Annotated in this window: 11 protein-coding genes; 9 read left to right on the top strand and 2 right to left on the bottom strand. The window is 77.0% G+C overall.

Annotated elements, in window-relative coordinates:
• Positions 1-3: 3 nt before the first annotated feature.
• A complete protein-coding gene (locus A2U95_RS03195; RefSeq protein ID WP_166020707.1) occupies positions 4-1116 on the top strand; it encodes an XdhC family protein in 1113 nt (370 codons plus the stop codon).
• Positions 1117-1610: 494 nt separating this feature from the next.
• Here the strand turns inward: A2U95_RS03195 and A2U95_RS03190 are convergent, their stop codons facing one another.
• Entirely contained in the window at positions 1611-2969 is a 1359-nt protein-coding gene (locus A2U95_RS03190; RefSeq protein WP_166020706.1) for a chloride channel protein, read from the bottom strand.
• Positions 2970-3061: 92 nt separating this feature from the next.
• Positions 3062-3484, bottom strand: a complete 423-nt coding sequence (locus A2U95_RS03185) for an SRPBCC family protein (protein ID WP_166020705.1) — start codon at positions 3482-3484, stop codon at positions 3062-3064.
• Positions 3485-3616: 132 nt separating this feature from the next.
• On the opposite strand from A2U95_RS03185, the gene A2U95_RS03180 reads away from it, so the two are divergent.
• From A2U95_RS03180 to A2U95_RS03145, 8 genes are all read left to right on the top strand, one after another.
• Positions 3617-4606 (top strand): NAD-dependent epimerase/dehydratase family protein, encoded by a 990-nt coding sequence (locus A2U95_RS03180; protein ID WP_166020704.1) that lies wholly within the window; start codon positions 3617-3619, stop codon positions 4604-4606.
• Positions 4607-4905: 299 nt separating this feature from the next.
• Positions 4906-6531 carry a carbamoyltransferase family protein gene (locus A2U95_RS03175; protein ID WP_166020703.1) on the top strand — a complete coding sequence of 542 codons (1626 nt, stop codon included), beginning with the start codon at positions 4906-4908 and terminating at the stop codon, positions 6529-6531.
• On the top strand, positions 6528-7595 hold the full coding sequence (locus A2U95_RS03170; RefSeq protein ID WP_166020702.1) for a glycosyltransferase family 2 protein: 1068 nt from the start codon (positions 6528-6530) through the stop codon (positions 7593-7595). The genes A2U95_RS03175 and A2U95_RS03170 overlap by 4 nt, the downstream gene beginning before the upstream one ends.
• Entirely contained in the window at positions 7592-8152 is a 561-nt protein-coding gene (locus A2U95_RS03165; RefSeq protein WP_166020701.1) for a D-glycero-alpha-D-manno-heptose-1,7-bisphosphate 7-phosphatase, read from the top strand. The genes A2U95_RS03170 and A2U95_RS03165 overlap by 4 nt, the downstream gene beginning before the upstream one ends.
• Positions 8149-9153: a glycosyltransferase family 9 protein gene (locus tag A2U95_RS03160; RefSeq protein ID WP_166020700.1), complete on the top strand. Its 1005-nt coding sequence runs from the start codon at positions 8149-8151 to the stop codon at positions 9151-9153. The genes A2U95_RS03165 and A2U95_RS03160 overlap by 4 nt, the downstream gene beginning before the upstream one ends.
• Positions 9150-10100: a glycosyltransferase gene (locus A2U95_RS03155; protein WP_166020699.1), complete on the top strand. Its 951-nt coding sequence runs from the start codon at positions 9150-9152 to the stop codon at positions 10098-10100. Before A2U95_RS03160 ends, A2U95_RS03155 begins: the two co-directional genes overlap by 4 nt.
• The gene (locus tag A2U95_RS03150) at positions 10097-11338 is read left to right on the top strand and encodes a glycosyltransferase (protein ID WP_166020698.1); all 1242 of its coding nucleotides are present in this window, start codon (positions 10097-10099) and stop codon (positions 11336-11338) included. The genes A2U95_RS03155 and A2U95_RS03150 overlap by 4 nt, the downstream gene beginning before the upstream one ends.
• A complete protein-coding gene (locus tag A2U95_RS03145) occupies positions 11338-12078 on the top strand; it encodes a D-sedoheptulose-7-phosphate isomerase (RefSeq protein ID WP_420856954.1) in 741 nt (246 codons plus the stop codon). The genes A2U95_RS03150 and A2U95_RS03145 overlap by 1 nt, the downstream gene beginning before the upstream one ends.
• Positions 12079-12215: the final 137 nt, after the last annotated feature.

Genomic DNA, 12215 nt, shown 5'->3' with positions numbered 1-12215 from the left:
GCCATGCTGGACATCGCGCACGAGCTGCACGGCTGGATCGGCGAGGGCCGTGACTTCGCCGTCGCCACGGTGGTCGCCGTCGGCGGCAGCGCGCCCCGCACGCCGGGCGCCGCGCTGGCCGTCGACACGGAGGGCGAGGCGGTCGGATCGGTCTCCGGCGGGTGCGTCGAGGGCGCCGTCCACGACCTGTGCCTGCGGGCGCTGGAGGACGGCCGGACGGTGCGCGAGAGCTTCGGGTACGCGGACGCCGACGGGATCGCGGTCGGACTGACCTGCGGCGGGACCGTCGAGGTGCTGGTGGTGCCGGTGCGCGTGGGCGACCCGGTGCGGGAGGTGTACGCGGCCGCCGTCGCGGCGGCGGTACGGCGCGAGCCGTCCGCGGTGGCGCGGATCGTGGAGGGCCCCGGGGAACTGCTGGGCCGGGCCCTGCTGGTCCGCGCCGACGGCGCGGTGTCCGGCGGGTTCGACCGCGGGCCCGAACTGGACCGGACCGTCGCCGCGGAGGCCGGCGCGCTGCTGGACGCCGGGCGCACCGGGTGCGTCGTGGAGATCGGCGAGCAGGGATCGCGCTGCGGAGCACCGCTCTCGTTGCTGGTGGAGGCATCGACGCCGCCGCCGCGGATGATCGTCTTCGGTGCGGTGGACTTCGCGGCGGCGCTGGCGCGGGCCGGCCGGTTCCTCGGCTTCCACGTCACGGTCTGCGACGCGCGGGCCGTCTTCGCGACGGAGCGCCGCTTCCCGGAGGCCGACGAGGTGGTCGTCGAGTGGCCCCACCGCTACCTGGAGAACACCGCCGTGGACTCCCGCACGGTCCTGTGCGTCCTCACCCACGACCCCAAGTTCGACGTCCCGCTGCTGACGAGGGCCCTGGACCTGGACGTCGCGTACGTCGGGGCGATGGGCTCGCGCCGCACCCACCTCGACCGGCTGGCCCGCCTCCGGGAGGAGGGGGTGACGGAGGGGGCGCTGGCCCGCCTGCGTTCCCCGATCGGCCTCGACCTCGGAGCCCGCACCCCGGAGGAGACGGCGCTGTCCATCGCGGCGGAGATCGTCGCCTGCCGCCGCGGCGGCACGGGGGTCCCCCTCACGGGCGCGACGGTCCCGATCCACCGCTGAGCACCGCCCGGCGGGCCCCCACCCCGCCGCCCGGCCGCATCGCGGCGGGACCGGCGCCCGGCGGTCCGCCTGCCCGCCGGGCCACGGCCCGGCGGCCGGCCACCGGCAGGGCCGGCGTCATGGTCACCGCCGCGACCTGCGGGCGGCACCCTGCGGCCAGCCCTCGCGTCCCGCGCCCCGGTGCCAGGAGGAGCGCCCGGCGGTCCACCGCCTACCGGTCCACCGCCTACCGGTCCACCGCCTACCGGTCCACCGCCTACCGGTCCACCGCCTACCGGTCCACCGGCCACCGGGTCACGGCCCGGCGGCCGGCCGTCAAGCAGGGCCCGCGGCGTGACCACCTGAGCGACCTGGGCCGGCACCCTGCGACCCGCCCCCGGTGTCAGGAGGAGCGGCCCGGCGGTCCGGTGGCCGTCGGGTCACGGCTCGGCGGCGGGGCCGACGGAGCCGGCGGTGTGACCCGCGGGCGGCGTCCCGCGACCAGCCCTCCCGCGTCAGGAGGACCGGTCGTCCCCGCCGTTCCGGGACAGCGCCCGGGTGACGACCACCGCGACCACCGACGCCAGCACGATCAGCGGCATCTGGTCGTGCGCCGCGCGGCCGAGGAGCAGCACCGCCAGCACCGAACTGGTCAGCGGGAGTCCGGTCACCGAGGTGGCCGCCGCGGCGATGCCCAGGGCGAGCGCCGGGGTCGTGCCGAGCCCCGGCAGTCCGGAGCACGCCAGCGCGGCGCTCGCGCCCAGCAGGACGGACGGGAAGATGGGCCCGCCGCGCAGGCTGCCGAGGCTGATGCCCCACGCCAGTCCCTTGCAGGCCACGAGCGCGACGAGCGCCGCGACCGGCCAGGCGTGCGGATCGCCGGCGAGTTCGGCGAGGGCGGCCTGACCGGAGAGGGCGGCCTCGGCGGGTGAGCGGCCGGTGACCAGGGCGTACGCGGCGATGCAGACGCCGACCGCCGCGGCGCAGGCGATCACGCGCCACGCCGTGCGGGTGGCGGTCCAGGCGGCGGTGCGGCGGCCCAGGCCCCGTGCCAGGGAGATCAGCACGGCGATCAGCGCGGCCAGCGGCAGGCCCCACAGGAAGTCACCCGCGTCCGGACCGGCCCTCGGCAGCGCCGACGGCAGCGTCAGGGCGCCCACGGAGAGGCCGGTCCAGTGACCGAAACCGGTGAAGACCAGCGCTCCCGTGGCGCTCGCGGTCAGGCACGGCAGCAGGAGGGCCACCAGCCGGGCGCCGCCGACCCCGGCGGCCTCGACGACCATCACGGCGGCCGTGAGCGGCCCGCCGAGGATGGTGGAGATGGCCGCCGTGGAGCCGGTGGTGGCCACCACCGCGTCCGCCCTGGGGTCGGGCGGGCCCTCGCGCAGGCGGACGGCGAGCAGCGCCAGCCCGCTGCCGACCGCCATCAGCGGGGCCTCCGGCCCGAGGACCACGCCCAGCGGCAGGGTGAGCAGCGCGGCCAGGACGACGCCCGGCAGTTCCACCGGGCCGACGGGGGGCCCGCCGAGCCCGTGCACCGGCAGGTGCCCGCCGCGCCCCGGCATCCGGGTCAGCACGGGCGCCAGGACCAGTCCCGCCAGCAGCAGCGCCGGCAGCGGCCACCACCAGGGCGGCCGGGTGTGTCCGAGCGCCTCGGGCAGCGACTGCCACACCCAGTCCTGGAGTTCCTGCTGCAGCGCCACGAAGAAGAAGCAGGCGAGGGCCACCGGCACGCCGAGCAGCGCGGACAGCAGGAGCAGCCGCAGGTAGCCCCGGCTCAGCAGGGTCTGCCGCAGGGCCGCCTCGGCCGTCGTCGCCGGGGTCGCGGAGGTCGCCGGGGCGGGGCCGGGGGCGGGGTCCGGGGAAGTGCTCACGTTCTCCTCGGGCGGGTCGCCGGGGCGAAGGGGCGTCCGGGCCAGTCAACGCGGCGTGGGCCTGCCCCGCACGTTCTGCGGCCCCGGCGAGGTCACTCCCACCGCAGCAGGCGGTCGAGCGCCCGGCCGAAGACGTACCGCCCCGCGATCAGGAGCAGGCCGTCGAGGAAGGACGGCAGGAACCGGAGCCGCACCTCCTCGCGCCACAGGACGCGGGCGCGGCCCCCCGGGCCCGGCCGGACCTCCAGCTCGGCCCGGCCGAGCACCACCCGGCCCCGCTTCTCCAGGCGGCAGATTCCGCCCTCCCCGTCGTCACCGGGCGGGGACCAGACCGTGATCTCCATCGGGTCCAGGAAGCCGACCGGCCCCACCCCGGTGCGGGCCCGCACGGAACGGCCGTGCGCCGTCACCCGGGTGAACGGGACCACCCGCCCGTGGCGGGGCCAGTCCGTCACCCGCCGCCACGCCTCGTCCAGGGGCAGCGGCACCGTGCGCTCGATCACGAATTCGGCCATCCGCCGATGGTAGAGAACCTCCGCCCCCACCTCCCGCATTCACCCGGACGGGTGAGCCTCGCGCATGTCCCGCCCGACCCGGGTACTCGCGCCCGGCAGTTCCCCGCCGCAGGCGGGAGGAAGGAGAGGCACATGAGCCGCCCCAACTGGTTCGGCCGACCCCGACGCCCCTGGCGACGCGCCCTGGTCACCGGCGGCGCCGGTTTCGTGGGCTCCCATCTCTGTGCCCGCCTCGTGTCGGAGGGCACCGAGGTCGTCTGCGTGGACGACCTCTGCACCGGCTCCCGCGCCAACGTCCTGGACCTGGAGCAGGATCCCGGTTTCACCTTCGTGCAGGGCGACGTCACCGAGCCGGGGGTGCTGTCCGGCCTGCCCGGCCGGTTCGACCTGGTGCTGCACTTCGCCTGCCCCGCCTCGCCCGCCGACTACCTCCGGCTGCCGCTGCAGACCCTGGAGGTCGGCTCCACCGGCACCCGCCACGCCCTGGAGCGGGCGGGCGTCGACGAGGCGCGGTTCCTGCTCGCCTCCACCTCGGAGGTGTACGGCGACCCGCTGGAGCACCCGCAGCGCGAGGGCTACTGGGGGAACGTCAACCCGATCGGCCCGCGCAGCGTCTACGACGAGTCCAAGCGGTTCGCCGAGGCGCTGACCACCGCGCACCGCCAGGTGAACAGGACCGACACCGCGATCGTGCGGATCTTCAACACCTACGGCCCGCGGATGCGGACCGGCGACGGCCGCGCGGTGCCCACCTTCATCTCGCAGGCGCTGGACGGCATGCCGCTCACGGTGGCCGGTGACGGCGGGCAGACCCGCTCCCTGTGCTACGTGGACGACACCGTCGAGGGCGTGCTCGCGCTGGCCGGGTCGCAGGAGGCCGGGCCGATGAACATCGGCGGCTCGGAGGAGATCACCATGCTGGAACTGGCCCGCAGGGTGATCGAGCTGACCGGCTCCGGCTCGCGGATCCGGTTCGTGGACCGCCCGGTCGACGACCCCGGCCGGCGCCGCCCCGACACCACGCTGGCCCGCGAACGCCTCGGCTGGCAGCCCCGGACCAGCTGGAACGACGGGCTCACGGAGACCATCGGCTGGTTCTCCCGCACCGCCCAGGCCGCCTGACCACCCGCCGCCCGGCCCGCGCCACGCGCAACCGAAGCGCCGCGCGGAACCCAGGTTCCGCGCGGCGCCCGAGCACCGCGCGGCGGCCGAAGCACCTCCGCCGCCCGCCCGCGCGCCGGGTGCGGCAACCGGGTGACAGTCGCCCGGCCCGGGTTTCGCGCCCCGCCGATACGGCACCCGCCCACCCGCGCCGCGAGGAGCGGCGCGGACGGCCGGGAACCGCCGGCCGGCCCCAGCCGGAGACCCACCGCGGACCCGGCGGCCAGACCCCGACCGCACGTCCGGGACGGAGCACCACCATGCGCATCCTTGGCATCAACGCCCTCTTCCACGACCCCGCCGCCGCCCTGGTGGTCGACGGCCGCACGGTCGCCGCTGCCGAGGAGGAACGATTCAGCCGACGTAAGCACGGCAAGCGCCCGGTCCCGTTCTCCGCCTGGGAACTGCCCGAACTGTCGGCCCGCTGGTGCCTGGAGCACGCGGGCATACGCCCCGAGGAACTCGACGCGATCGCCTATTCGTTCGACCCGCGGCTGGCCAGACCCGCCGACCGGATGGGCCTGGTCGATCCCTGGGACCCGCTGCGCCTGGAGTACGCGCGCCGCGCCCCGGAGTTCCTCGCCGAGGCGCTGCCCGGCCTCGACCCCGACCGGGTCGTCTTCGTCCCCCACCACGTCGCGCACGCCGCCTCCGCCGGACCCGCCTCGCCGTACCCGGACAGCGCCGTGCTGGTGCTCGACGGCCGCGGCGAGTCCTCCTCCCACCTGGCCGGCCGCTACACCGAGGGCAAGCTCGACATCCTGGCCGCCCAGGCCCTGCCGCACTCCCTCGGCCTGGTCTACGAGGAGCTCACCGAGCACCTCGGGTTCCTGCGCAGCAGCGACGAGTTCAAGGTGATGGCGCTCGCCTCCCACGGAAGGCCCCGCTTCCTCACGCGGCTGCGCGAACACGTCCACGCCACCGACGACGGCGGGTTCCGTGCCCACGGCGTCGACTGGGCGGCCTACGCCCCGCCGCGCGGCCGCCACGAGCCGTGGACCCAGGACCACGCCGACCTCGCCGCCAGTGCCCAGGCCGTGCTGGAGGAGGTCCTCCTCGAACTGGTCCACTGGCTGCACAGCGCCGGCGGCGGCGACTCGCTCACCCTGGCCGGCGGCGTCGCCCTCAACTGCGTGGCCAACGCGAAGATCGCCGCGATGGGCCCGTTCCGCGACGTCTGGGTGCAGCCCGCGGCCGGCGACGCCGGGACCGCGCTCGGCGGCGCCCTCCACCTGAGCGACCGCCCCGAACCGATGCCCGGCGCCGACCTCGGCCGCGGCTGGTCCGACGACGAACTGCGCGCCATCCTCCAGGAGGCCGCCGTCCCCTTCGAGGAACCCGAGGACATCGCCGAGACGGTCGCCGGGGAACTGGCCCGGGACGGCATCGTCGCCTGGTTCCAGGGCCGCAGCGAGTACGGCCCGCGCGCGCTCGGTCACCGGTCCCTGATGGCCCACCCGGGACGCGCGCGGAACCTGGACCGCCTCAACAGGGTCAAGGGCCGGGAGGAGTTCCGCCCGGTCGCCCCGATGGTCCTCGACGAACGGGCCGCCGAGATCTTCACCGGACGGCTGCCCAGCCCGTACATGCTCTTCGTGCACGACGTGGCCGACGCCTGGAGGGACCGCATCCCGGCGGTCGTCCACGTCGACGGCACCGCCCGCATCCAGACCGTCGAGGAGCGCCGGGAACCGCTGGTCGCCCGGATGCTGCGCGCCTTCGAACGGCGCACCGGCCTCCCCGTGGTGGTCAACACCAGCCTCAACACGGCCGGCCGGCCCATGGTCGACGACCCGCGCGACGCCCTGGAGTGCTTCGGCTCCGCCCCCGTCGACCTGCTGGCCATCGGCCCGTTCGCGGTCCGTCGCGGAAGGATGTTCGCATGACGGGCCCCGCCGAGGCGTCCGGCCCGGGCGGGGCCGCGGCCGCGACCCCCGCCCGGGCCGGCTACGCCGTGGTGATCCCGACCCTGGTCCGCGACACCCTCGCCGACTGCCTGGCCTCGCTGGCCGCCGCCCACGGGCCCGGGCCCGACGAGATCGTCCTGGTCGACGACCGTCCCGCCCCGCACCACGAGGACGAGGGGCCGCTCCGGCACCCGCTGTCCGTCCTCGGAGACCTGCGCGGACGCACCACCGTGCTGCGCGGCGGCGGCCGGGGACCGGCCGCCGCCCGCAACACCGGCGCCCGGGCGGTGGCCGCCCCGTGGATCGCCTTCCTGGACGACGACGTCCAGGTCGGCCCGCACTGGTGCGACCAGCTCGCCGAGGACCTCGCCACCGCCGAGCCCGACACCGGCGGGATCCAGGGCGTGATCGCCGTGCCGCTGCCCGGCGAGCGCCGCCCCACCGACTGGGAACGCGCCACCGCCGGGCTCGCCCAGGCACTGTGGATCACCGCCGACATGGTCTACCGGAGCGAGGCGCTCAAGCAGGTCGGAGGGTTCGACGAGCGCTTCCCGCGCGCCTTCCGGGAGGACGCCGACGTGGCCCTGCGCGTCCTGGACGCCGGCTGGCGGATCCGCCGGGGCCGCCGCACCACCCGGCACCCGGTGCGGCCCGCCGACCGCTGGGTCTCGCTGCGCCAGCAGCGCGGCAACGCCGACGACGCGCTCATGCTGCGCCTGCACGGGCCGGGCTGGTGGAAGCGGGCCGCCGCCCCGCGCGGCCGGATCCGGCGCCACACGGCGATCAGCGCGGCCGGCGCGGCCGCCTGCCTGCTCGCCGCCGCCGGACGCCGCCGGGCCGCCTCGCTCGCCGCGCTCGGCTGGGCCCTGGGCACCGCCGAGTTCGCCTGGGCGCGCATCGCCCCCGGGCCCCGCACCCGCCACGAGGTGGTCACCATGCTGACCACCAGCGTCCTCATCCCGCCCGCCGCCACGCGCCACTGGCTGACCGGCCTGTGGCGGCACCGCGGGGCCCGGCCCTGGCAGGAGGTGGTCCGCCCGTGAGCGCCGTGCAGGCCGTCCTGTTCGACCGCGACGGCACCCTCGTCGAGGACGTCCCCTACAACGGCGACCCCGGACGGGTCCGCCCGATGCCCGGCGCCGCCGAGGCCCTGGCCCTGCTGCGGGAGCGCGGGGTGGCCGTGGGCGTGGTCAGCAACCAGTCCGGGATCGCCCGCGGCCTGCTCACCCGCGCCGAGGTCGACGCCGTCAACGCCCGCGTGGAGGAACTGCTCGGGCCGTTCGACGTGTGGGAGATCTGCCCGCACGGCCCCGACGACGGCTGCCGCTGCCGCAAGCCCGCCCCCGGCCTGGTGGAGGCCGCCGCGGGCCGGCTCGGCGTCCCCGCCGGCCGCTGCGTGGTGATCGGCGACATCGGGGCCGACGTGGAGGCCGCCCGGCGCGCCGGGGCGCGCGCCGTGCTGGTGCCCACCCCCGTCACCCGCGCCGAGGAGGTCGACGCCGCGCCCGTGGTCGCCCCCGACCTGACGGCCGCCGTGCGGCTGGTGGTCGCCTACCTCGACTGCGTCGGGCAGACGGTCGGGGCGGGGAGGCCGGCATGAGAGCGCTGGTGGTCCGGCTCGACAGCTTCGGCGACGTCCTGCTCGCCGGGCCCGCCGTGCGCGCGGTCGCCCGGCACGCCGACGAGGTCGCCCTGCTCTGCGGCCCGCGCGGCGAGCCCGCCGCCCGGCTGCTGCCCGGCGTCGACCGGGTGATCGTCTGGGACGCCCCCTGGGTCGGCCTGGAACCGCCGCCGGCGACCCGCGCCGACATCACGCGGGCCGCCGGCCGGATCGCCGCCTTCGGCGCGGACAGCGCGCTCGTCCTCACCTCGTTCCACCAGTCGCCGCTGCCCACCGCCCTGCTGCTGCGGATGGCCGGCGTCCCGCGGATCGCCGCGGACAGCGAGGACTACCCCGGGGCGCTGCTCGACCTCCGCCACCGCCGCGCCCCCCGCGCCCACGAGGTGGAGGCCGCCCTCCACCTCGCCGAGGCCGCCGGGTTCCCGCCCGCCGAGGACGACGACGGGCGCCTCGCGGTCCTGCCGCCGCCGGACGCCGGCGCCCTCACCGGACCGGAGCCCTACGTCGTCCTGCACCCCGGCGCCAGCGTCCCCGCCCGTGCCTGGAGCCCCGGCCGCTGCGCCGAGGCGGTGCGCGAACTCGCCGCCGCGGGCCACCGGGTGCTGGTCACCGGCGGCCCCGGCGAACGCGCCCTGACCGCCCGGGTCGCCGGGCGGCACGGCCTCGACCTGGGCGGCCGCACCGACGCCGCCGGCCTGGCCGGCGTGCTCTCCCGCGCCCGGGCCGTGGTCACCGGGAACACCGGACCGGCCCACCTCGCGGCCGCCGTCGGCACACCCGTGGTCTCGCTCTTCGCCCCCGTGGTGCCGGCCGAGCGCTGGCGCCCCTGGGGCGTCCCGCACGTCCTGCTCGGCGACCAGGAAGCGCCCTGCGCGGACAGCAGGGCCCGCACCTGCCCGCTCCCCGGCCATCCGTGCCTGGACACGGTGACCGGGCTCGACGTGCTCACCGCGGTGGAGAAAGTGGTGGTGTCCCGATGAGGATCCTGATCTGGCACGTGCACGGCTCCTGGACGACCGCCTTCGTCCAGGGCCCGCACACCTACGTCGTGCCCGTCACCCCCGACCGGGGACCGGACGGCCTGGGCCGCGCGCGGACCTTCGACTGGCCCGACTCCGTGGTCGAACTGCCCCCGCAGCGGCTGCGGGACACGCAGATCGACCTGGTGGTCCTCCAACGCCCCCACGAGATCCGGCTGGTGGACCGGTGGCTGGGCCGCCGCCCGCCGATGGTCTACCTGGAGCACAACGCCCCCGGCGGTGACGTGCCCGACACCCGGCACCCGGCCGCCGACCTCCCCGGCGTCACCCTGGTGCACGTCACCCACTTCAACCGCCTGATGTGGGACGCCGGTTCCGCGCCGACCGCGGTGATCGAGCACGGCATCGTCGATCCGGGCCCGCGGTGGACGGGAGAACTCCCGCGCGCCGCCGTCGTCGTCAACGAACCGCTGCGCCGCGGCCGGACCACCGGCACCGACCTCCTCGCCCACTTCGCCCACGCCGCGCCGCTCGACGTGTTCGGCATGGGAACCCGCGGCATCGCCGACGCCCTCGGCATCGACCCCGGCCGCTGCCGCGACCACGAACTCGTCCAGCGCGACCTGCACGCCGAGATGGCCCGGCGCCGCGTCTACGTCCACCCGGTCCGCTGGACCTCCCTGGGGCTCTCCCTGCTGGAGGCCATGCACCTGGGGATGCCGGTGGTGGCGCTCGCCACCACCGAGGTCACCGAGGCGGTGCCCGACGGCGCCGGAGTCGTCTCCAACCGCCTCGACGTGCTGACCGACGCCGTGAGGGAGTTCACCGCCGACCGGGCACACGCCCGGGCCGTCGGGACACGCGCCCGCGCGGCGGCGCTCGCCCGCTACGGGCTGCCCCGCTTCCTCGACGACTGGGAGCGGCTGCTGAAGGAGGTGACCCGATGAGGATCGCCATGGTGTCCGAGCACGCCAGCCCGCTCGCCGCCCTCGGCGGCCCCGACGCCGGCGGACAGAACGTGTACGTCGCCCGCCTCTCCGAGGAACTGGCCCGCCGCGGCCACGACGTCACCGTCCACACCCGCCGCGACGACCCCGGCCTGCCCGACCGGGTGCGGATGCCCGCCGGCACCGTCGTCGAGCACGTCGCCGCCGGTCCCGCCGAGCCGATCCCCAAGGACGAACTCCTCGCCCACATGCCGGAGTTCGGGGAACACCTGGACCGGGTGTGGGCGCGCGAGCGGCCCGACGCGGCGCACGCCCACTTCTGGATGTCCGGACTCGCCGCCCGCGACGGCGCCCGCCCGCACGGCATCCCCGTCGTGCAGACCTTCCACGCCCTCGGCACCGTCAAGCGCCGCCACCAGGGCGCCCTGGACACCAGCCCTGTCCAGCGCGTCGCCCTGGAACGCCAGCTCGGGCGCGGCTGCGACCGGGTGATCGCCACCTGCTCCGACGAGACCGCCGAACTCGCCGCCATGGGCGTGCCCGGCGACCGGGTCTCGGTCGTTCCCTGCGGAGTCGACACCACCGAGTTCCGGCCCGGCCCCGACCTCGCCGGAGCGCCCCCGCGCCGCCACCGGCACCGGCTGCTGGCCTGCGGCCGCCTGGTGCCGCGCAAGGGCTACGACCGGGCGGTCCGCGCGCTCACCGAGATCCCCGACACCGAACTCCTCGTGGCCGGAGGCCCCTTCGCCTGCCGCACCGAGAACGCCCCGGAACTCGCCGACGCCGTCCGGGAGGCGGCCCGGCTGCTCACCCTCGCCGAGGACCTGGGCGTCGCCGACCGCGTCCGGATGCTCGGCGCGGTCCCCCGCGACCGGATGCCCGCCCTGATGCGCAGCGCCGACCTGGTGGTGTGCACCCCCTCCTACGAACCGTTCGGCATCGTCCCGCTGGAGGCCATGGCCTGCGCCGTCCCGGTGCTCGCCACCGACGTCGGCGGGCACCGCGACAGCGTCGCGGACCGGACCACCGGACGGCTGGTTGCGCCCGACGACCCCCGGGCGCTGGCCCGGGCCGCACGTGAACTGCTCGACGACGACGCCCTGCGCCGCGCCTACGGGGCCGCGGGCCGGGCCCGCGTACTGGACCGCTTCACCTGGCGGCGCGTCGCGGACGGCGTCGAAGAGGTCTACCGCCAGGTGGCGGCGGGCCGCGAACTCTCTTCCTCGGAGGTGGCGTGATGGACATGCGACCGGTTTCCGCCTCGGGCGGTCACTGCGACGCCCTCGACCAGGCCCTCGGCGCGTTCCGGGCCCGGGCCCCGCACACCGTCGACCGCTGGGGCGAACTCCTCGCCGCCGTCCTCACCGGCGGCGGACGCCTGCTCGCCGCGGGCAACGGCGGCAGCGCCGCCCAGGCGCAGCACCTCACCGCCGAACTCGTCGGCCGCTACCGCGACGACCGGCCGCCGTTCTCCGCGATCGCCCTGCACGCGGACACCTCCAGCACCACGGCCATCGCCAACGACTACGGCGTCGACGAGGTGTTCGCCCGCCAGGTCCGCGCCCACGGACGGTCCGGCGACATCCTGATGCTGCTCTCCACCAGCGGCGCCAGCGCCAACCTGCTGGCCGCCGCCGAGGCCGCCCGCGGGTCCGGCCTGCACGTGTGGGCGCTCACCGGACCGGCCCCCAACCCGCTGGCCGCCGCCGCCGACGAGGTGCTGGCGGTGGACGCGCCCTCCACCGCCACCGTGCAGGAACTCCACCTGGTCGCCGTCCACATGGTCTGCGAGGCGTTCGACGCCGCCCTGGAACGCGGCTGGGGCGCGAAGGGGCGCCGCCGCACCGACGGGGCCGTCCGGGCCACCGAGGCGCCCGCGGCGGCGCGCGGAGCCGGAAGCGGCCCGCACGCCCTGCGGGCCGGGCTGATCCGGCGCGCCCCGGACGACGTGCCGCGAGGAGGCCGCCGCCATGAGTGAAAGGGCCCCCGCCCCGCTGGTCGTGGTCGGCGACGCGCTGCTCGACCGCGACCTCGCCGGAACCGCCGACCGGCTGGCCCCCGACGCGCCCGTGCCGGTGGTCGCCGACTGCGTGGAGCGGCTGCGTCCCGGCGGCG

It is taken from the genome of Streptomyces chilikensis, assembly GCF_001642695.1.
GTDB classification, from domain to species: Bacteria; Actinomycetota; Actinomycetes; order Streptomycetales; family Streptomycetaceae; genus Streptomyces; species Streptomyces chilikensis.
The sequence above is the reverse complement of the archived record's forward strand: the minus strand, read 5'-3'. Positions and strand labels throughout refer to the sequence as shown.

Bases quoted from the DNA above. Each gene is read 5' to 3' on its own strand.
- A2U95_RS03150 (WP_166020698.1), top strand. From the start codon at position 10,097: ATGAGGATCGCCATGGTGTCCGAGCACGCCAGCCCGCTCGCCGCCCTC.
- A2U95_RS03155 (WP_166020699.1), top strand. From the start codon at position 9,150: ATGAGGATCCTGATCTGGCACGTGCACGGCTCCTGGACGACCGCCTTC.
- A2U95_RS03180 (WP_166020704.1), top strand. From the start codon at position 3,617: ATGAGCCGCCCCAACTGGTTCGGCCGACCCCGACGCCCCTGGCGACGC.
- A2U95_RS03195 (WP_166020707.1), top strand. From the start codon at position 4: ATGCTGGACATCGCGCACGAGCTGCACGGCTGGATCGGCGAGGGCCGT.
- A2U95_RS03175 (WP_166020703.1), top strand. From the start codon at position 4,906: ATGCGCATCCTTGGCATCAACGCCCTCTTCCACGACCCCGCCGCCGCC.
- A2U95_RS03185 (WP_166020705.1), bottom strand. From the start codon at position 3,484: ATGGCCGAATTCGTGATCGAGCGCACGGTGCCGCTGCCCCTGGACGAG.
- A2U95_RS03170 (WP_166020702.1), top strand. From the start codon at position 6,528: ATGACGGGCCCCGCCGAGGCGTCCGGCCCGGGCGGGGCCGCGGCCGCG.
- A2U95_RS03160 (WP_166020700.1), top strand. From the start codon at position 8,149: ATGAGAGCGCTGGTGGTCCGGCTCGACAGCTTCGGCGACGTCCTGCTC.
- A2U95_RS03145 (WP_420856954.1), top strand. From the start codon at position 11,338: ATGGACATGCGACCGGTTTCCGCCTCGGGCGGTCACTGCGACGCCCTC.